At 34.2% G+C, this 20496-nt stretch carries 20 protein-coding genes; all 20 read left to right on the top strand.

Features of this window, described 5'->3' with window-relative positions:
* Positions 1-57 precede the first annotated feature (57 nt).
* The 20 genes from tviB (at position 58) to rfbD (ending at position 20482) form a co-directional block, all read left to right on the top strand.
* Complete coding sequence (tviB, locus tag H4J65_RS13290) at positions 58-1338, top strand: Vi polysaccharide biosynthesis UDP-N-acetylglucosamine C-6 dehydrogenase TviB (protein WP_182198505.1); 1281 nt, start codon at positions 58-60, stop codon at positions 1336-1338.
* 77 nt (positions 1339-1415) lie between these two features.
* Positions 1416-2444 carry an NAD-dependent epimerase/dehydratase family protein gene (locus H4J65_RS13285; protein WP_182198504.1) on the top strand — a complete coding sequence of 343 codons (1029 nt, stop codon included), beginning with the start codon at positions 1416-1418 and terminating at the stop codon, positions 2442-2444.
* Complete coding sequence (locus H4J65_RS13280; protein ID WP_182198503.1) at positions 2444-3403, top strand: Gfo/Idh/MocA family protein; 960 nt, start codon at positions 2444-2446, stop codon at positions 3401-3403. The genes H4J65_RS13285 and H4J65_RS13280 overlap by 1 nt, the downstream gene beginning before the upstream one ends.
* A 10-nt stretch (positions 3404-3413) precedes the next feature.
* Positions 3414-3998 carry an acyltransferase gene (locus H4J65_RS13275; RefSeq protein ID WP_182198502.1) on the top strand — a complete coding sequence of 195 codons (585 nt, stop codon included), beginning with the start codon at positions 3414-3416 and terminating at the stop codon, positions 3996-3998.
* Between the two features lie 5 nt (positions 3999-4003).
* Positions 4004-5074 (top strand): DegT/DnrJ/EryC1/StrS aminotransferase family protein, encoded by a 1071-nt coding sequence (locus tag H4J65_RS13270; RefSeq protein WP_182198501.1) that lies wholly within the window; start codon positions 4004-4006, stop codon positions 5072-5074.
* Between the two features lie 34 nt (positions 5075-5108).
* Positions 5109-6149 carry a TDP-N-acetylfucosamine:lipid II N-acetylfucosaminyltransferase gene (locus H4J65_RS13265; RefSeq protein WP_182198500.1) on the top strand — a complete coding sequence of 347 codons (1041 nt, stop codon included), beginning with the start codon at positions 5109-5111 and terminating at the stop codon, positions 6147-6149.
* Positions 6150-6156: 7 nt separating this feature from the next.
* Positions 6157-7053, top strand: a complete 897-nt coding sequence (locus H4J65_RS13260) for a formyltransferase family protein (protein WP_182198499.1) — start codon at positions 6157-6159, stop codon at positions 7051-7053.
* Positions 7054-7055: 2 nt separating this feature from the next.
* On the top strand, positions 7056-8198 hold the full coding sequence (rffA, locus tag H4J65_RS13255) for a dTDP-4-amino-4,6-dideoxygalactose transaminase (protein ID WP_182198498.1): 1143 nt from the start codon (positions 7056-7058) through the stop codon (positions 8196-8198).
* A gap of 21 nt (positions 8199-8219) precedes the next feature.
* Positions 8220-9611, top strand: a complete 1392-nt coding sequence (locus tag H4J65_RS13250; RefSeq protein WP_182198497.1) for a lipopolysaccharide biosynthesis protein — start codon at positions 8220-8222, stop codon at positions 9609-9611.
* A 4-nt stretch (positions 9612-9615) separates the two neighbouring features.
* Positions 9616-10707 (top strand): non-hydrolyzing UDP-N-acetylglucosamine 2-epimerase, encoded by a 1092-nt coding sequence (wecB, locus tag H4J65_RS13245; protein ID WP_182198496.1) that lies wholly within the window; start codon positions 9616-9618, stop codon positions 10705-10707.
* Entirely contained in the window at positions 10704-11894 is a 1191-nt protein-coding gene (locus H4J65_RS13240; RefSeq protein ID WP_182198495.1) for a glycosyltransferase, read from the top strand. The genes wecB and H4J65_RS13240 overlap by 4 nt, the downstream gene beginning before the upstream one ends.
* Complete coding sequence (locus tag H4J65_RS13235; RefSeq protein ID WP_182198494.1) at positions 11881-13152, top strand: EpsG family protein; 1272 nt, start codon at positions 11881-11883, stop codon at positions 13150-13152. Before H4J65_RS13240 ends, H4J65_RS13235 begins: the two co-directional genes overlap by 14 nt.
* A 140-nt stretch (positions 13153-13292) precedes the next feature.
* Positions 13293-14417 carry a CapA family protein gene (locus tag H4J65_RS13230; protein ID WP_182198493.1) on the top strand — a complete coding sequence of 375 codons (1125 nt, stop codon included), beginning with the start codon at positions 13293-13295 and terminating at the stop codon, positions 14415-14417.
* On the top strand, positions 14395-15441 hold the full coding sequence (locus H4J65_RS13225; RefSeq protein ID WP_182198492.1) for a RimK family alpha-L-glutamate ligase: 1047 nt from the start codon (positions 14395-14397) through the stop codon (positions 15439-15441). The genes H4J65_RS13230 and H4J65_RS13225 overlap by 23 nt, the downstream gene beginning before the upstream one ends.
* Complete coding sequence (locus tag H4J65_RS13220) at positions 15434-16498, top strand: glycosyltransferase family 4 protein (protein WP_182198491.1); 1065 nt, start codon at positions 15434-15436, stop codon at positions 16496-16498. The genes H4J65_RS13225 and H4J65_RS13220 overlap by 8 nt, the downstream gene beginning before the upstream one ends.
* Positions 16499-16527: 29 nt before the next feature.
* Entirely contained in the window at positions 16528-17097 is a 570-nt protein-coding gene (locus tag H4J65_RS13215; protein ID WP_182198490.1) for a DapH/DapD/GlmU-related protein, read from the top strand.
* A 37-nt stretch (positions 17098-17134) separates the two neighbouring features.
* Complete coding sequence (locus tag H4J65_RS13210; protein WP_182198489.1) at positions 17135-17914, top strand: glycosyltransferase family 2 protein; 780 nt, start codon at positions 17135-17137, stop codon at positions 17912-17914.
* Positions 17915-17951: 37 nt separating this feature from the next.
* Positions 17952-18830 carry a glucose-1-phosphate thymidylyltransferase RfbA gene (gene rfbA / locus H4J65_RS13205; protein WP_182198488.1) on the top strand — a complete coding sequence of 293 codons (879 nt, stop codon included), beginning with the start codon at positions 17952-17954 and terminating at the stop codon, positions 18828-18830.
* Positions 18831-19013: 183 nt separating this feature from the next.
* Positions 19014-19562 carry a dTDP-4-dehydrorhamnose 3,5-epimerase gene (rfbC, locus tag H4J65_RS13200; RefSeq protein WP_182198487.1) on the top strand — a complete coding sequence of 183 codons (549 nt, stop codon included), beginning with the start codon at positions 19014-19016 and terminating at the stop codon, positions 19560-19562.
* A 23-nt stretch (positions 19563-19585) separates the two neighbouring features.
* Positions 19586-20482, top strand: a complete 897-nt coding sequence (rfbD, locus tag H4J65_RS13195) for a dTDP-4-dehydrorhamnose reductase (RefSeq protein WP_259367615.1) — start codon at positions 19586-19588, stop codon at positions 20480-20482.
* Positions 20483-20496 lie beyond the last annotated feature (14 nt).

Here is a 20496-nt window from a genome sequence, read left to right as displayed (position 1 = left end):
AGGTTTTCAACAAGATTATAAGTAAATTAATTAATTCAAGAAGTATAGGAATAGATAATGAGTTTTACATTTGACTCCGTTAAAATCGGTGTTATCGGTCTCGGATATGTGGGATTGCCACTGGCCGTAGAGTTTGGTAAAAGATTCAATACATTAGGCTTTGACATTGATCAAGGACGCGTCTCAGAACTGAAAAAAGGTGTAGATAGAACCTTAGAATGTTCATCAGAAGAGCTAGGGTCTGCTACAAAACTATCCTACAGCGCAATTAAAGAGGATCTGAAGTCGTGTAATATATATATCGTTACTGTTCCGACGCCTATAGATGAACATAAACAACCTGATTTAACGCCATTGATCAAAGCTAGTGAGATGCTAGGTGGTGTTATAGGTAAAAGCGATATCATTGTGTATGAATCAACAGTATACCCGGGTGCAACCGAAGAAGAATGCATTCCTGTCGTTGAACGTGTATCAGGCTTAAAGTTTAACCAAGATTTTTATGCGGGCTACTCCCCAGAACGCATTAATCCTGGCGATAAAGAACATCGTGTAACTAATATTTTAAAGGTAACTTCAGGTTCTACACCTGAAATAGCTGAAAAAATAGATCAACTTTATAAGTCAATTATCACAGCAGGAACTCACAAGGCAAGCACTATAAAAGTTGCAGAAGCAGCAAAGGTAATTGAAAATACGCAAAGAGATGTAAATATTGCTCTTATAAATGAGTTATCAATTATATTTAATAAACTTGGTATTGATACATTAGAGGTGCTTGAAGCTGCTGGGACTAAGTGGAATTTTTTGCCATTCCGACCCGGTTTAGTAGGTGGCCATTGTATTGGTGTTGATCCTTATTATTTAACGCATAAAGCACAATCTGTTGGTTATCATCCAGAGATGATCTTAGCCGGTAGGCGACTAAATGATGGAATGGCTGCATATGTAGTTTCTCAATTGGTTAAGAAAATGCTTAAAAAACGCATTCAAGTTGAAGGTGCTAATGTATTAGTGATGGGACTTACCTTTAAAGAGAATTGTCCTGATCTTCGTAATACTAAAATTGTAGATATTATAAGTGAACTAAAAGAATATAATATCAATACAGATGTTTTAGATCCTTGGTGCTCTAGCGCGCAAGCAGAAGAGGAATACAATTTAAAACTGATAGATAGACCTAAAGAAGCGCACTATGATGCGGTTATTTTGGCAGTATCTCATGCTGAGTTTAAAGCACTAGGCGCTGAAAAAATTAAAGCGCTTGGTAAAGAAAATCATGTAATTTATGACTTAAAGTATATATTACCTAAAGATCAAGTAGATCTGCGATTATAACAAGAAACTGGAATCTCTAATGTTTTTGGTTGAAAGCATTACGATCTTTTGTAGTATATATAGAGTTGCTTAAATACATGACAAAATACCAAAAAATAAAAATCGATTTAAAATCAGAACCTAAAGTATGGTTAATTACAGGTGTCGCTGGATTCATAGGCTCCAACCTCCTTGAGAACTTATTGCTATTAGATCAAAAAATAGTAGGTTTAGATAACTTTGCCACAGGTCATAAACATAACCTTGATGAAGTCAGAGAATTAGTGTCTGATATCCAGTGGAAAAATTTCACTTTTATTGAAGGTGATATACGCGATTATAGTACTTGTGAAAAATCACTAGATAATGTTGATTATGTATTACATCAGGCAGCACTTGGTTCTGTACCGCGTTCAATTGTAGACCCTATTACCACTAATGCAGCAAACATCACGGGTTTCTTGAATATTTTACAAGCATCGAAAGAAGCCAAAGTGAAAAGTTTTACTTATGCTGCAAGCAGTTCTACCTATGGTGATCATCCAGGATTACCGAAAGTTGAAGAACATATAGGTAATCCTTTATCTCCTTACGCAGTAACCAAGTATGTGAATGAATTATATGCAGGTGTATATGCCAAAACCTATGGATTTAAAAGTATAGGTTTAAGGTACTTTAATGTGTTTGGTAAACGTCAAGATCCTGATGGGGCATATGCTGCAGTTATTCCAAAGTGGACTGCAGCGATGATCAGCAATCAAGAATTGTTTATAAATGGTGATGGTGAAACTAGCCGAGATTTTTGTTTTGTTGAAAATGCTGTTCAAGCTAATATTTTGGCGGCTGTTGCCGATGATGCAGGTAAGGATCATGTTTACAATGTAGCTCTTTGCGATAGGACGTCATTAAATTCATTATTTAATAGTTTAAAACTTGCATTGAATGCCAACGACATAAGCTATGACAAACATGCTATCTATAGAGATTTTCGTACTGGTGATGTTATGCACTCACAAGCAGATATTTCTAAAGCTAAGACAAAGTTAGGTTTTGAACCAAAGTATCAAATACAGGAAGGTATAGACAAAGCTATGCCTTGGTATATAAATTTTTTAGGGAATAAATAGTGAAAAATTTTGCATTGATCGGCGCTGCAGGCTATATCGCACCACGTCATATGAAAGCGATTAAAGAAACAGGAAATAATTTAGTTGCTGCATTAGATAAAAATGATTCTGTAGGTGTTATAGATAGTTACTTCCCTGAGGCTGATTTTTTTACTGAATATGAGCGATTTGATCGCCATATAGATTTATTAAAAAGAAGTGGTACCCAAATTGATTACGTAAGTATAGCGACACCTAATTACTTACATGACTCCCATATTCGGTTCGCATTAAGAAACAATGCCCATGCCATTTGTGAAAAACCCCTAGTATTAAATCCGCATAATATTGATGCATTAGAAGTTGTTCAAGAAGAAACCGGCAAACAAGTTTATAATATTCTTCAACTTCGTTTACATCAAAGTATCATCGATCTTAAAGCTTATGTTGCAGATGAAATTGCCAAAAATCCAGGTAAAGTCTTTGATGTTGATTTGACTTACTTGACCAGTCGTGGACATTGGTATTTTACTTCTTGGAAAGGTGATGACAATAAGTCTGGTGGTATCGCAACTAACATTGGTGTTCATTTTTATGACATGTTGGGGTGGGTGTTTGGTGAGCTTAAAAAAAATGAAGCTCATCTAAAGCAGCAAGATAGTAGTGCTGGTTATTTAGAGTTTAAACACGCCAAAGTGCGTTGGTTTTTATCAGTTAATTATGATTATATCCCTGAAGAAATTAAAGCTTCAGGCCAAAGAACCTATCGGTCAATCACTGTTGATGGTAATGAAATTGAGTTCTCAGGCGGTTTCACTGATTTGCATACAAAAAGTTACGAACATATTTTGCATGGCGGTGGTTTTGGTTTGGAAGAAGCTCGTAAAAGTATCGATATTGTAAGTAGTATTCGTAATCAAGATATCGTGACAAATACGTCTGATATTCATCCTTTTGTAAGTCAAGTTTTAAGCAAATAAGAGTACTGTAATGGCGACATATTATAAACATGAAACTGCCATCATTGATGATGGAGCTGTAATCGGCGATGACTCAAGAGTATGGCATTTTGCACATGTTTGTGGACAAGCTCAAATTGGAACGGGAGTGTCTCTTGGGCAAAATGTTTTTGTAGGGAATAAAGTTACCATTGGTAATAAATGCAAAATTCAAAACAACGTTTCAGTTTATGACAATGTTCATCTCGAAGATGAAGTTTTTTGTGGCCCAAGTATGGTATTCACTAATGTCTATAATCCACGTTCTGGTGTAGAACGTAAAGATCAATACCTAGATACCATCGTTAAAAAAGGCGCAACATTAGGTGCTAATTGCACCATTGTTTGCGGCGTCACGATCGGCGAATATGCTTTTGTTGGTGCGGGTGCTGTAGTTAATAAAGATGTAAAGGCTTATGCTCTTATGGTCGGTGTTCCTGCTAAACAAATTGGCTGGATGAGTCAGTACGGTGAACAACTTGATTTACCTGTTGAAGGTGAAGGTGAAATTACCTGTCAACATACGAGTGCTACTTACCAGTTGACAAATAATCAACTAATAAAAATACCTGAGTAAACGTGATGCAATTCATTGATCTACAAGCACAGTACCAACATTTAAAAACTCGTATAGATAAGCGTATTCAAACGGTATTAGACCATGGTAACTATATCATGGGGCCAGAAGTACAAGAGCTAGAAGAAAAACTTGCTGAATACGTAGGCGTTAAACACGCAATAACTTGTGCTAATGGCACTGATGCTTTGACTTTAGCTATGATGGTTTTAGATATAAAAGCAGGAGATGCAGTTTTTTGTCCAACATTTACTTTTTTCGCAACTGCAGAAACGATAGCCTTTGCTAATGCAACACCCGTATTTGTCGACTCCGACGCAGAAACATTTAATATTTGCCCTATTGATTTGGAAAAAAGAATTAATAAAACGATTGCCGAAGGTAAGTTGATTCCCAAGGCGATAATTGCGGTTGATTTGTTTGGCTTACCGGCTAATTATCCTGAGATAGAAAAAATCGCCACTAAATATGGTTTAAAACTAATTGAAGATGCTGCCCAAGGTTTTGGTGGCGCCATTCATGGTAAAAAAGCGGGGAGTTTTGGTGATATTGCTACCACAAGCTTTTTTCCTGCTAAGCCATTGGGATGTTATGGAGATGGTGGTGCTATTTTTACCAATAACGACGAATATGCCGAATTAGTACGTTCATATCGTGTACACGGGAAAGGGCAAGATAAATATGACAACGTAAGAATAGGTATTAATAGTCGATTAGATACTATTCAAGCGGCAATATTACTAGAAAAATTAGCGGAATTTCCAGTTGAACTTATCAGTAGAAATAAAGTTGCTAAAAAATATCAAAATGAATTAAAAGATAAATTTAAAACGCAACAAGTAGCAGAAGGATATATGAGTTCGTGGGCTCAATATACGGTTACAGATGAAAACCGGAACGGCGTTATGGCTGCCTATAAGGAAAAAGGTATCCCAACAGCTATATATTATGAGACTTGTATGCATCAGCAAACGGCGTTCAAAAAGTTAGGTTATAAAATTGGTGATTTTCCTACTGCAGAGCTTTTGTCTAAAAGTGTATTTAGTTTACCAATGCATCCCTATATAGCAATTTAAGTTTTACTAGCCAAGTTAAGAAAGAAATATTTTAATGAAAAAATCATTTAAGAATAAAGTGTTACATATTTGTAATGATTCACAGATCATGAGTAAATATTCAGATTTTATTGTTGATAATATTGATTATGACGATTGTGTTTTTTTTATTGGAAGGACTAAATATAAACATCCAATGAATTCTGCTTTACCAATATTAACTACTAGTAATGTTATAGATATAATGAATGCAATATTCAACTCAAAAAAAATAATAATACATGGCTTATGGAACCAACAACTGTTGCTCATATTGTCATTGTTTCCTTCTTTATTGAAAAAATGTTACTGGGTAATGTGGGGAGGTGACTTTTATCGTTTCAATAAACCATTTACCACGTTAAAATCACGCTTTTTTGAATTTTTAAGACACAATGTAATCAAAAAAATGGGATATCTGATTAGTTATATACCGAAAGACATAGAATTTGTTAGAAAACGTTATGGTTCAAAAGGGGTCTATCAAGAATGTATAATGTACCCGAGCAATACATTTAAAAACTTTACTGTTACGAAGAATATGAATGACGACATTAACATTCAAGTTGGTAATTCAGCTGATCCCTCAAATCAACATACCTACATATTAGATAAGCTGGCTTTATGTAATCAAAACAACCTTAATATTAATATTCCTCTATCATATGGCGATAAAAAGTATGCCGAAGTTATAGATCGATATGCATGCAAGTTATTTCGAGATAGATATCTTGGGCTAAAGGAATTAATGACTTTTGATGATTATACCAAATGGCTAGCGAACATCGATATTGCTATCTTTGCACATGAACGACAACAAGCTATGGGAAATATCATTACATTATTAGGTTTAGGGAAAAAAGTTTTTGTTAGGCGAGATACAGCACAGTATGAACTCTTTATTAGCCTTGGTATTTATATACACAGTATTGATGATTGCGATATAGCTACTATCACCGATATAAATGAAGTTGAAAATAAAATAAATAGCAAGATTGTTGAAGATTATTTCTCAGTAATTAAGTTGATAGCCCAGTGGAAGCATATTTTGGTGTAACAATATTATGAAGTTATATTTTTATTTACTTGGTCAAAAAGGTTTTAACGTTATAGAAAGTGTTATAAATACACTTGGTCCTAATTGCATTTTTCATGTAGTGATTGCAAAAGATGCTAATGTAAAACATGATTATTTTTATGAAATAAGTAGCCTTTGTAACTTGCACAATATTAACTATTCAGAAAGAGGTGCCGTAACTAAAGTTCCAATTGACAATGCTAATTGGGCTTTTGCCGTAGGCTGGCGCTGGTTGATTCGTGATTGCAATAATTTGATTGTCTTACATGATTCATTACTCCCAAAGTATAGGGGTTTTTCCCCTCTGGTTAATATGTTACTTAATGAAGAAAAAGAAATTGGTGTAACAGCTTTAATTGCATCAAATGAATTTGATCGCGGGGATATATTGGGACAAAAGTCAGTTGAAATTTCTTATCCTATTAAAATCAAAGACGCTATAGATAAAGTATCTACTTTGTATGCACAATTAGCAACTGAGATTTGTCATAAGTTATTATCAGGGCTAGAGCTTGAAAAATTCTCTCAAAATGAGAGTGATGCTACATATTCTATTTGGCGATCTGAAGATGACTATTTAATCGATTGGGGAATGGGGGCTATTTTTATTAAACGGTTTGTTGATTCAGTGTCTTACCCTTATTCAGGAGCAGCTACGTTTATTCGTAAACAGAAAGTTAGGGTTTTAGAATCAGAAGTTTATGCTGATGTTCATATAGAGCACCGCAAGGCCAATATAGGTAAGATTTTGTTTTTTAAAGATAATAATCCAGTTGTTATTTGTGCAGATGGTTTGCTTGAATTAAAGTTAGTCGAGTCAACTTCAAATGTAGCCATAAAAAAATTTTCATTCCGTACTAAGTTTACAACAGGGCAGCCGTAAATATGATCTTATTTAATAAACCACCTTATACAACTAATGAAGAGCAATATGTTCTCGACTCTATGCAAAGCGATAAAATTTCAGGGGACGGGAAGTACACTGTTCTTTGCCATGAATGGTTTGAAGATCAGCTGAATTGTGACAAAGCACTATTGACACCTAACTGCACTCAAGCACTAGAAATGGCGGCGATACTAATAGATATAAAACCTGGCGATGAGGTGATTATGCCAAGTTACACATTTGTAAGTACTGCTAATGCATTTGTACTTCGTGGGGCAAAAATAGTTTTTGTAGATATCCGCCCAGATACTATGAATATAGATGAAATGCTTATAGAGCAAGCTATTACTAAAAAGACTAAAGCAATTGTACCTGTCCATTATGCCGGTGTAGCATGTGAAATGGATGTTATTATGGCGTTAGCTTCAAAGTATAGCTTATATGTAATTGAAGATGCAGCACAAGGCATGATGTCAACATACAAAGGAAGACCACTAGGCACCATTGGCCACCTGGGGGCGTATAGTTTTCATGAGACTAAAAATTACACAAGTGGTGGTGAAGGTGGCTTACTTATAATTAATGATAGTTCGTTTGTAAAACGTGCTGAAATTATTCGAGAAAAAGGTACCAACAGAACACAGTTTTTTAGAGGAATGGTTAATAAATACCAATGGGTAGATATGGGCAGTAGTTACCTGCCTAGTGAATTGCAAGCAGCATATTTATGGGGCCAGCTCGAAAAATCACAAGATATCAACAATAGTAGGTTAAATTCGTGGAGTATTTATAAGGGTGCTCTGGAAGGATTGGCTTCTAAAGGTTACCTAGAACTACCAACCATACCTGAAGGTTGTATCCATAACGCGCATATGTTTTATATTAAAGTTTCAAATTTAACCGAGCGTTCAGAACTAATAGAGTACCTTAAAGATAATGATATAATGGCTGTTTTTCATTACGTTCCTTTGCATAGTTCACTGGCAGGAAATAACTACTCTTCATTTTATGGTGATGATAAATTTACTACAAATGAAAGTGAAAAATTAATTAGGTTACCTCTTTGGCATAATATACCTCTCGCTAATTTAGAAACTGTAATTGTTACATTAACTAATTTTTTTAATAAAAACTCCTCTTAACTTTACGGTTATAAAAATAGTATGTCTTTAAAAAAATTATTAGGCTTTTCTTTGGGCCCTATTGTGGCTGCGCTGATTGGTTTGATAAGTGTTCCTATAATTACCCGTTTAGTGCTGCCAGAAGTTTTTGCCCAAATTTCATTAGCTCACATAACAGTTCAGCTTTTATTATTCGGTTGTTTGGCTGGTTTAGATCAGGCATATATACGTGAATTTTATGAAACAAAATCGAAAGTTAAATTACTTACACATACCCTGGGTGTAAACGTTCTAATTAGCGTCCTTTTATTAATACTCTTGTATGTATTTAGGGATGAAGTGGCATATTTTTTATTTGATAAATCGGATGCTTTGTCAGTAGGTTTGATTGGGTGTATTTTATTCCAAACCATGTTGTTAAGATATTTAAAGTCAGGCCTTCGAATGAAGGGGATGGCTTTATCCTTTTCATTGGTAACAATCTTGCAATCAGCTTTGAATTTAATATTTATTCTGCTTTTAATTAACTTCGAAATATTAGGTAATTTACATGCAATACTTTCTGCAAATTTAATCTCAATTTCTAGTGTGACTATATTGGCTTTTCTTAAGTTGAAGTTAAATTTTAATAATGAACCTGTCAAATTTGATATGTTGTTATTTAAATCTCTTTTGGCCTTCTCGCTTCCATTACTCGTTTCCTCACTATTTATGTGGGTTTTATATTCAGCAGATCAATATATGTTACGTATTTTAAGTGATTTTACAGAACTAGGTTTGTATAGCGCAGCCTATAAGCTATGTGCGGCTTTAACACTACTACAAGGCATCATAGCCGTTTATTGGATACCGTTAAGCTTAAAGTGGGCAAAAAATAATGAAAGCATAGTGTCTTACGAAAGGGCCGGTTTCATTGTTTCAAATGTTTTATTAATAATATTTCTTGTAGTTATTGTATTAAAAGATTGGTTAATTTTATTGTTAGGCGAAAATTATAGTAATGCATTACAAATATTTCCATATTTACTAATGTTCCCTATATATTATGCTTTAGCAGAAGTTGCTAGTGTGGGGTTTTCTATTTCGAGAAAAAATAAGTTTTTAGTGCCTATCACGGCAAGTTGTGCACTAGTTAACATAGTATTGAATTACTTTGCCATACCCTTTTGGGGAGCCAAAGGGGCTGCTGTCGTAACTGCAATAACTTTTATGTTGTACTTTTACTTGCGGCTGTATTTTTCTAATAAGGTTTGGAAAAAGGTCAGTTATAAAAGCTATAACTATTTATCAATAATAAGCGTTTTTACACTTATATTTAGTGAAAGTAATTTTTCTGTATATATATCCTTATTTATTCTTTTTGTAGTTTCTTTAAACTTTTTAGTTAAAGAAAAAGACACAGTTCTAATTATATGTAAAAAATTAAGGTCGTAATGTAATGAAAATTATCACAATTATTGGGGCTCGCCCCCAATTTGTAAAAGCTGCAACGGTAAGCCGTGCAATTTTAGAGCATAATAAAGCAAACCCATTAAACTCAATTGAAGAGTTAATTGTTCATACAGGTCAACATTACGATGCAAATATGAGTGATGTTTTTTTTACTGAAATGGAAATACCTAAACCTGCGTACACATTAGGTGTAGGTGGAGGGGGCCATGGTGCGATGACAGGACGTCAGTTAGAAAAAATTGAAGAAGTATTGCTTAAAGAAAAACCTGATTATGTACTTGTTTATGGAGATACAAATTCTACTCTTGCCGGTGCGTTAGCTGCAGCGAAGCTACATATTCCCGTAGTGCATGTTGAAGCGGGCCTTAGAAGTTTTAATATGAAGATGCCTGAAGAGATTAACCGTATCCTAACAGACCAAATTAGTGATGTTTTATTCTGTCCAACTGAAACTGCGATTAATAATTTAAAAAATGAAGGCTTTGAGAGCAAAACTTGCCAAATATTTAATGTTGGTGATGTCATGTATGATGCTGCAATGTATTATTCTCCGAAAAGTAAAAAACCTAATTCTGTGAATGTTGATAATAACTTTGCTCTAGTCACAATTCATCGTGCTGATAATACAGATAATGTTGAGCGCTTAACAAATATTGTAAAAGCATTAAACGAAATACATTTGCAAACTCCCGTTGTATGTCCTATACACCCTAGAACGCGTAAAATGATGGCTGAACTTTCTATTGTACCTAATTTTGAAATGATAGAACCAGTAGGTTATTTCGAAATGATTTGGCTCCTTAAAAATTGTGCGCTTGTTATCACTGATAGTGGAGGTCTGCAAAAAGAAGCTTATTTTTTTAAAAAACCGTGCATAACAATGAGAGATCAAACTGAGTGGGTTGAACTGATTGAAGCTGGAGTAAATCAATTGGTAGGAGCTTCTCAATCATTAATTGTAGAAAAGTCTGTTGAAGTGAAAAAATTAATTCGTGATAATTCTTCTTTTAATAAAGAAATTTATGGTACGGGAAACGCAGCAAATAACATTATAGAGTTACTGGTTGATTTAAAATGAGAATATTAGCTTTAAGAACTCATTGGTTTCCCGATAATACCCCTGGTAGTCGGCGTTTTGAATCTATATTAAAAGGTTTGTCTCAGTCAAATGAAGTTGAACTTTATGCACCGACAAAAAATGATATGGAAAATGTATTTCCTTTTAATTTTAAAGAAGTTTCAGTGCCAAATTTTTACTTTAACCCAACTTACCAAAAATATGTTGGTGTGATAAGAAGGTTTTTGCCAAAATTAGATTATTTTGCGTCCTTTGGCCAAATTGTTGAACGTAAAATAAATAAGGCAATTGATACTGGTGAGAAGTTTGACTGTATAATTACTACATATCAGACGATGTCTTCAGTAAAGGTTGCAGCACGATTAGCAAAAAAATATAAAATACCATGGTTTTGTGATGTTAGAGATTTACCTAATCAATTTCTTCCTTTGGGGCAGCTAAATTCAGAAACTAGGTATCTATACAGATTGTTAAAAAGTGCTAAGGGTGTAACTAGCGTAAATCAAGCTCTTTGCGATAGAATGGCAATCGAGTCTTCAATAGAAAATAGTGCCGTTGTATATAATGGCGTTCCATTAGATTTACTTAATAGTTATACCGAAAATATAGCAAAGCACGCATCGGGTAGTGAGTTTTTTGATATTGTGTACGCAGGTTCACTATATGCCGGACGTAAGCTGGATCCTTTATTAGACGCAGTCAAAAAACTATCTAAAGATAACAAAATTAGAGTGGTTGTATTAGGGGGTATAAAAAATATTGAAAAAACTAGATACCTAAATAAATATAATCAGATTATAGAGTTTAAAGGTCTAGTGTCTTTAGACGAATTAACATCGTATTATAAACAAGCTAGTGTTTTGGTAAATTTACTACCTGAGAGTCATAAAGATGCGATTCCATCTAAAATATTCGAATATGCAGCTACAGGCCGATCCATCTTAAATTTATCTCCTGTAGATAGTTTCGTAAGTCAATTTATTGATACGAATGAATTTGGTAAAACATTATTCCATAAAGATGACTGTGAGAAATGGCTTTTAGAAGAAATTACAAATTGGAAGAGTAACCTAATAACCACTGCACCTAGTAACACGGTTGAAAAACTAATGCCTTTTACTCGCGAGTTTCAGGCAAAGAGTTTTGAGCTTTTTCTCAAGGATAATTCTTTAGATGAAGGACAGTAACTCTAGATATATAGGTTTCTCAATACTGGCAACAATTATGTGGCCTGTTTTGGGCTTGTTTTTTGCTTTTATTGTTAAGCGAAAACTTGCATTTATATTTCTTTTGATAAGTGCGACTTGGTACGGTTTAACATTCCCTTTTTCTAATCCTGAATTGGATTCTTGGAGATATGCAGAGGCCCTTTCTGAAATGAAAGGTCTTAATCTCAAGCAGTTTTTAGATGTTTATATTTACGGCTACTTAAGGCATGAGAGTGCGCTCGATCTTTATCAACCTGTTGTAACATTTTTACTTGCTAAGTTAGATGCTAGCAAAGAATTAATGTTTACATTTTTTGCATTAGTGGTCTTTACATTACAATATTTATGTTACGTACAGATAAAAAAAATATCTGGCGAGAAATCAATTTTTTTCTTATTCATGTCTCTTGCTATTTTGTTTCTATGCGTGCCAATATTTTATATAAATGGCGTTCGTTTTTATACTGCCTGTTGGTTTTTTATTCTCGGTTGCCTTGGGTTTTACTTAAGTAATAAGAAGAGTGCTCTGCTTTTTGTTTTGTTCTCTCCCTTAGTGCATTTTAGTTTTATCATTTTTGTTCTAATTTTCCCGTTTTTGAAGTTAACAAAACAATTTGGTAAAAATAAAGTTATAGCACTTATTCTAATTTCGTTTACCTTAGGAAACTGGGTGCTTGGCTTTATCTCTAATATCATTTTAAGTGGTGGTGGTGGTGGTGGTGTTAATGACAAAGCTGCTAGGTATGTCAATGAAGATTATGTAGAATTGGTCGATAACTCAGCTACACAGGCTAATATTATAGTTAGTCTTGGTGGTAATCTACTTTATTATCTGCTGATAGTTATTTTGCTCTATTTGACAGCAAGGAAATATCAGTATTTTTATAAACATAAGACCTTAATTACATTATGGGCTATAACCTCAAGTTGCTTGATTTTTAGTTTACTTACTTCTTCTGTTCCATCGATGGGGAGGTTTAATGTGATTTTTGAAGTTTTATGTTTAATTTTTATCCTTCTTTATTATTCACATAAAAGGCAAGGCTTTGTTAAAAACAATCGTAGAGAGAAATTCATTTTTCCAGTTATGTTTATAATACTTCTTCCTGCATTAATATTAAGGCTTGTGGTAGTTATTCGTTTAGCTATAGAAGTTACAGGTGTTCAATTTTTAATACCTATTGTTTTTTCTCCAATTTTAGATAATTACTCGATTTATAGTTTTTATAAATCTTGATTAGAAATAAAACGGCATGGATGAAAATAATAATGCAATATGAGTTACGTAATACAGGTGCTTTCTCTTTGAATTTTAATAGTATTTATTTATATAGCAGGTGATTCTACAAATGATATTTTATATGGAGTTGATTTCAAGTGATAATTAATTTTTGTGGCGACTTTTGCTTATGTGACCATATTGAACAACAAGTTATTGATAGGATTAGCAAAGAAGTATTCAATAACTCCCCTGTTATTTTAAACTTAGAAGGTCCTATTCTTGATAGTACAACTGAATACTGTCAGATTTTCAAATCAGGTCCTGGAATAAGCGGGCACATTACGACGCCTAAGATTCTAAATGACTTGGGGGTTATAGGGGTTTCATTAGCTAATAACCACATAATGGATTATGGAAATAAAGGATTACTCAACACTACTAATATGCTTGAAAATATAGGAGTAGAGTATTCAGGGGTTGTATTACCAGATAAATTTAAAGACCATTTTATCATAAGAAGTGAGGGAGTAACCCTGTGCGTTATTTCTATTTGCGAACAGGAGTGGGGTGGTGCTAAAGGCACTCTAGGTGGCAGCAATACATTTCAGCTGCATGATATATCACGTAAAATAAAAGAATTTCGCAAAGAGTATGATCACGTGATTATCTCTTATCATGGCGGGTTAGAATTTTCTTCTGTCCCTAGTCCAGATTTGGTTCAGAATATGCGCTATTTAACTGAACAGGGGGCTAGCTTGATTCTTTGCCACCACACGCATAAAGTAAATTCTTTTGAATATTGGAACGATGTTCCTATTTTTTTTGGGTTGGGTAACTTTATTTTTAATAAAACTGAGTCTACAAATTGTTGGCGCGAGTCACTTGTACTTACTATAGAGTTTAGTAAATCATCATTGTCAGTATTAAGTTCAAACGTTATCAGGTTTAATAAAAACTATACTGATTTTGATTTTGTAGATGGTGTATTAAATGCTGCTTATATCAATCGAGACATAGAAGAATACAAATTAGAATGGCAGAATGAGATAAATCAGCAGTTAGATTTTCATTTATCTACAGTGTCTCCATTGCAATCAATTACTAATAGATATTTAAGGTTTTTTTTGAAAAAACTTGGAGTTAATAAGCTTATATTTAATAGTCGGTATATTAGTTTTCTTCGTACTGTATTGGTGAATGATTCAATTAGAAGTGCAACAATAGAAGCCTTAGAACAAAAATTGGAAATTATAGAAAATGAAAGTAGCAGTAGAAAATAAATGTAGTGAAGGTTACTTTACTGCGAGATGGATAAAGTGGCTAGAAACTAATAGTATTGATTATATTCTAGTTAACTTTTCAGACTCAGATATAATTGATACTCTACGTGATGTGGATGTAGTGTTATGGCACTTTTCTCATGCTTCACACCCTGATTATTATTTAGGTAAAGTATTACTGACAGCTCTTCAATACAATAAAGCTGTTTTTCCTGCACCGTGTGATTTTTGGCACTTTGATGACAAAGTCGCCCAAAAATATATATTTGAAAATTTGAATATACCTACTCCTAAAACAGATGTTTTTTATTCGTTTTCTGAGGCAATTAATTTCCTTAAGAATTCGCACTATCCATTAGTTGCGAAGTTAAAAGGTGGAGCAGGCTCTAGCAATGTAAAAATATTAACAAGCAAGCTACAAGCCATGCGATATGCTATACGCTCTTTCACTATTGGGCATAGGGCTATCGATAGATTTTCTAATCTTAGGTTTGGATTAAGCAAACTTTTGAAGGGGAAATCATCATTAAAAGATTTTTTTCTTACTTTCATCAAAATATTTATTAAAAGCTCTTTTGAGCGGTATTCAGGTAATCACAAAGGTTACGTATTATTTCAACAATTTTTACCCGAAAACCCATTTGATCAAAGGGTAGTTGTTATTGATAACAAAGCATTTGCCTTAAAGCGTCATGTAAATGATGGTGATTTTAGAGCATCAGGAAGTGGCAACATTACTTACGATCGCACAAATATAGACTCTCGATGTATAGAGATTGCTTTCGACACGGCTAAAAAACTTTCTTCGAACTGTTTAGCGTTAGATTTTTTATATGATGCTAATGGTGAACTTGTTATAGCTGAAATCAGTTATGGTTTTCATCAAGATGCATATGATCACTGTGAAGGGTATTGGACGAGTGATATGGAGTGGTGTGATGGTATAGTTGAGCCACAGAAGTGGATTATCGAAAGCTTGCTTAATACTGCAAATAAGAAAATATTGAGGATTAACCGTGACTAAAGTTATGTTTATAACCTCTTTTATTAGAACCAAAGGTCCTAATAATCAATTAATGTATTTATTATCTGACTTTAATCATGATGATGTACTCCCAATTGTTTGTGTATTAGGCTCTAGAGAAGTTAATGAAAACACTGTCGCTATTGAAAGCAAATGTAAAGTAATTTACTTAAATTACTCATGGGGTAGTAGTTTGTTAATAGCTCCACACAAACTTAATCTTTTGATCAAAAAACATAATATTGATGTTGTACAGAGCTTTGGTATTAGATGCGATATTATTACTCTACTTTTAAGTAAAGTAAAAAAAATAGTAGTGGTTAGAAACTTAACAATGATCAATTGGTCAGTTAAAGGCCTACTAGGTAAGATAATCGGTTACTTGCATCTAAAGATTATTGAACGCTTTGATTCTGTTATCGCTTGTTCAGCAGGTGTTCAAGAGCATCTACTTGAATATGGCATTGAGTCATTTGTTATAAATAACTCAATTTTATTAAAAGTTGATAATTATGAAGCAAATAAAACCCATACAAAACTTAATAATTTTGTGACAGTATCAACAATGCATCCGGGTAAAAATATTGAATTCATTATTAAAACATTCATTTCTGACCCGAACTTGAAAGAGTGTTCATTAAATATAATTGGGTTTGTACATAGTGAATTACAGCAGAAATATAAGAAGCATGTAAATATTATATTTCACGGATATGTAGATAACCCATTACAGGTTTATGCTTCGAACGATTGTTTTATATCTGCTTCTTTACATGAGGGGCTACCTAATGCTGTTTTAGAGGCTTTGTCTGTATGTTGTCCTGTAATACTTTCTGATATCACTTCACATAAGGTAATCGTTGAAGGCTATAACGATATTGGCAGGATCTTTAGTAATAATTCTCAATCTAGTTTGGCAGCAGCTATCAAAGAGCAAAAGCGCATGCTTGACCTTGTCAATAATGTAAGATTTTTTGAGTTACTTGACAAACGTTTCAGTCCTAAATATATGACAAAAAATTATGTTACTCAATACAAGGTAATTACGGATGTTTGATTGCTTTGTACTTGAAGGGGGAAAAGGTCGTGAAAAAATTACTTAACACTTATGGATTCTTTGGATTTCTGCGCCTTATAAAAGACATTTTATTAACTAAAACTTTGAATAGACCGGCAAGATTAATTAGACGACCTTTGTACATTAGGGGGGGGCGTTATATAAAAGTTGGCTTAGGTTTTACTAGCGGTGTAGGTCTTAGGTTAGATGCATTTCCAACTTCAAGTAAACTAGACGCTGTTTTGATTATAGGTAAAAACGTACAAGTGAATGATTATGTTCATATTGGAGCTATAGATTCAATTACAATAGGTGATAATACTTTAATAGCTAGTAAAGTGTTTATTACTGATCATAATCATGGCTTGTTTAAAGACCTATCAGAATTAGCTATACCACCCATTAAAAGAGAGCTATCTAGTAACCCCGTTCATATAGGTGCCAATGTATGGATTGGAGAAAATGTATCAATTTTACCCGGTGTTACTATCGGTGATGGTGCAATAATAGGCGCCGGTAGTGTGGTAACAAAAGATATACCTAAAAATGTAATCGCAGTTGGCGCTCCAGCTAAAGTTTTAAAAAAGTATAGTACCTAGGGAATTTTATTTTGAGATGGAAAGTGGTTGTTAGTTTATGAAAGTATTTATTTCGGTTGTTTCTCATGGCCATGAGAAACTTATTTTAGATTTGAATTGTTTGGAAAAATTATCTCAAAATGATCAATTTGAGATCGTAATTAAGAATAACACCCCTTTAAAATCAGATGCACTAAATGATCTGACAAATAATAACAATATTCATTTGTTGGATGAAAGTTATGGGCTAGGCTTTGGCGAGAATAATAATTATGTTTTTAATTGGTGTTGTGAAAATTTAAATCTAAAGTCAACTGATTGGTTTTTAGTATTAAATCCAGATGTTTTAGTTGATGACTCATCAATAATAAAATTAGTTGAAAAAGCTCATAAACACAGTATTGAATTGGCAACGATTAATTTATTTAAAGATAATAATTATACAGTTTACGATAATTGTATTAGATCTTTTCCTACTTTATTAGATTTCATTTCATCGTATATTGGTTTGGGTAATAAAACTATAATAGATAAGGATATTACTCTTAAAGAACAAGAGGTTGATTGGGCAGCAGGTTCATTTTTATTATTTAGATCTTCACTGTATCGAGACTTAGCTGGGTTTGACCCTAATTATTTTATGTATTGTGAAGATATAGATATTTGTTGGCGAGCGAAACGATTAAAAGGCGAATCATTGATGTTTTATCCAGATATCAAAGCGATTCATTTTGCTGAGCATGCTAATCGTTCATTATTTTCAAAGCACTTTATTTGGCACGTTAAAAGTATGATCAGGTACCTTTTGATTACTTATAAAATGAAGAAGCCATATTAAAGAAAAAAATTTAAATTTATTCAAAAGGCAGATTGTAATGCATAAAGGAATTATTTTAGCCGGTGGAAGCGGTACTCGTTTATACCCGTTAACAAAAGTAGTAAGCAAGCAACTGATGCCAGTTTATGATAAACCTATGGTTTATTATCCTCTTGCTACATTAATGCAGGCTGGTATCAGAGATATACTGATTATATCTACCCCTGAAGAAATCAGCCGATTTGAAGACTTATTGGGCAATGGCGAAAACTTCGGTGTTTCAATCTCTTATAAAGAACAACCTAGCCCAGATGGTTTAGCACAAGCCTTTATTTTAGCTGAAGAGTTTCTTGCAGGCGCTTCAGCCGCATTAGTACTTGGCGATAATATGTTTTATGGCCATGATTTAACTAAGTCTTTGCAAAATGCTAATGCACAAACTTCAGGCGGCACGGTATTTGGCTATCATGTGTCTAATCCAAAATCCTATGGCGTGGTTGAATTTGATGCTTCAGGTACGGCTATTTCAATAGACGAAAAACCGCTAGTACCCAAGTCAAATTATGCCATACCAGGTTTGTACTTTTTTGACTCTCGCGTAGTTGAATTCGCTAAAAATGTTAAGCCTTCGCCGCGTGGCGAATTAGAGATAACTGATGTTATTGATCAATACTTAAAAGCGGGCGAGTTAAAAGTTGAAATTATGGGCCGTGGTACCGCTTGGCTTGATACTGGTACCCATGATGATTTACTCGCTGCTGCTAATTTTATTTCTACAATAGAAAAGCGCCAAGGCCTTAAAGTTAATTGTCCTGAAGAAGTCGCTTATCGTAATGGTTGGTTAAGTGAAGAGAAATTGCGTGAAATAGCCCAACCGTTACGCAAAAGTGGCTATGGTGAATATTTAATAAAATTGATTGAAGAGCGTGTTTTTTAGGCGCTTGATTTACAGGGAGGAAAGAAGGAGAAGTGAAGGAGGCTTTTAACAAAAGAGCTTTTGGTTTTTCTTTTATCTTCTCGTAGAGGCGACTTTAGTCGCTTTTTTTGCTTATGATTAGGTTTTGCTACGGCGAATGAATTCGCCCCTACATGTGTTGCTTTAAAGTTTTAATGGGATTTTATGAATTATATAGATACTGCTATTGCGGATGTTAAAATAATAGAACCGAATGTGTTTGGTGACGAACGTGGTTTTTTTATGGAAACTTTTCGTGTTGACGAGTTTACTGAGCACTGTTCAAAGCAAACCTTTGTGCAAGACAACCACAGCAAATCAAGTCACGGAATTTTACGCGGCTTGCATTATCAGCTGAAAAATACACAGGGCAAATTAGTCAGGGTAACATCAGGCGAAGTTTATGATGTTGCGGTTGATATGCGTAAATCATCACCTACGTATGGCCAGCATATTGGTGTAGTACTTTCTGGTGATAATAATCGCCAATTATGGATACCGGAAGGTTTTGCGCATGGCTTTTATGTCATGAGTGACTCAGCAGAGTTTGTTTACAAATGTACCGATTATTATGCCCCTGAGCATGAAGTGTCGTTGTTATGGAATGACCCTGCGTTAAATATTCAATGGCCATTACGCGATGGCAATAAACCTTCGTTATCTGCAAAAGATGAAGTAGGACTGTTGTTCAAAGATGCGCCAACATTTAAATAAATACTTAGCTAAATTGATAAATAATGACAGATAACAACACAATGAAAATAATCGTTATTGGAAAATCTGGCCAACTTGCCTGGGAATTAAGTCAACTTTCAACACCTGAACAAACAATAGTCTGTTTAGGTCGTGATGATGTTAATTTGCAAGACATACCTGCACTTGTTAACGCTTTTAAGCAGCGTAACGCCGATGGTGTTATTAATGCCTCAGCTTACACCGCTGTTGATAACGCTGAAAGTGATGTTGAAAATGCTTTTGCGCTTAATGCCAACGCTGTGGGTAACTTAGCACAAGCGTGTAAAACGTTATCCGTGCCATTTGTGCATATATCAACAGATTTTGTTTTTCATGGTGATAAAGGCGCACCTTACTTACCCGGCGATGACATAAATCCTTTAGGTGTTTATGGTGCGAGTAAAGCGCAAGGTGAACAGTTAATTGCTGATATTTACCCCGAGCGTAGCGCTATTATTCGCACGTCTTGGGTGTATTCAACGCACGGTAATAACTTTGTAAAAACTATGCTGAATTTAATGGCGTGTAAACCTGAACTGGGTGTTATTAGTGACCAAATTGGTACACCAACTTACGCTAAAGGCTTAGCGCAAGCTTGTATTGCCAGTTTAACTAACCAAGTTGTGGGTGTTCATCACTATACTGATACCGGAGTTGCGAGTTGGTTTGATTTCGCTGTCGCTATTCAAAATATCGGTGTTGAACTTGGTTTATTAGATAAAAAAATTCCCATCAAACCTATTACTACTGCGCAATACCCAACACCCGCCAACCGCCCGCATTACAGTGTGTTGGATAAAAGCAGTTTAGTTAACGCTTTGCCGGAGCTTTCGTTAATGCATTGGCAAGAACAGTTAAAACATATGATGACCGCGTTAAAAAATGAACGCGAAGCATAGTTAAATTATATTAT

Origin of the sequence: Colwellia sp. MB02u-9 (assembly GCF_014077085.1) — a bacterium.
Classification (GTDB): Bacteria; Pseudomonadota; Gammaproteobacteria; order Enterobacterales; family Alteromonadaceae; genus Cognaticolwellia.
Note: the sequence above shows the minus strand (reverse complement) of the source record. Positions and strands in the feature narration are given on the sequence as shown.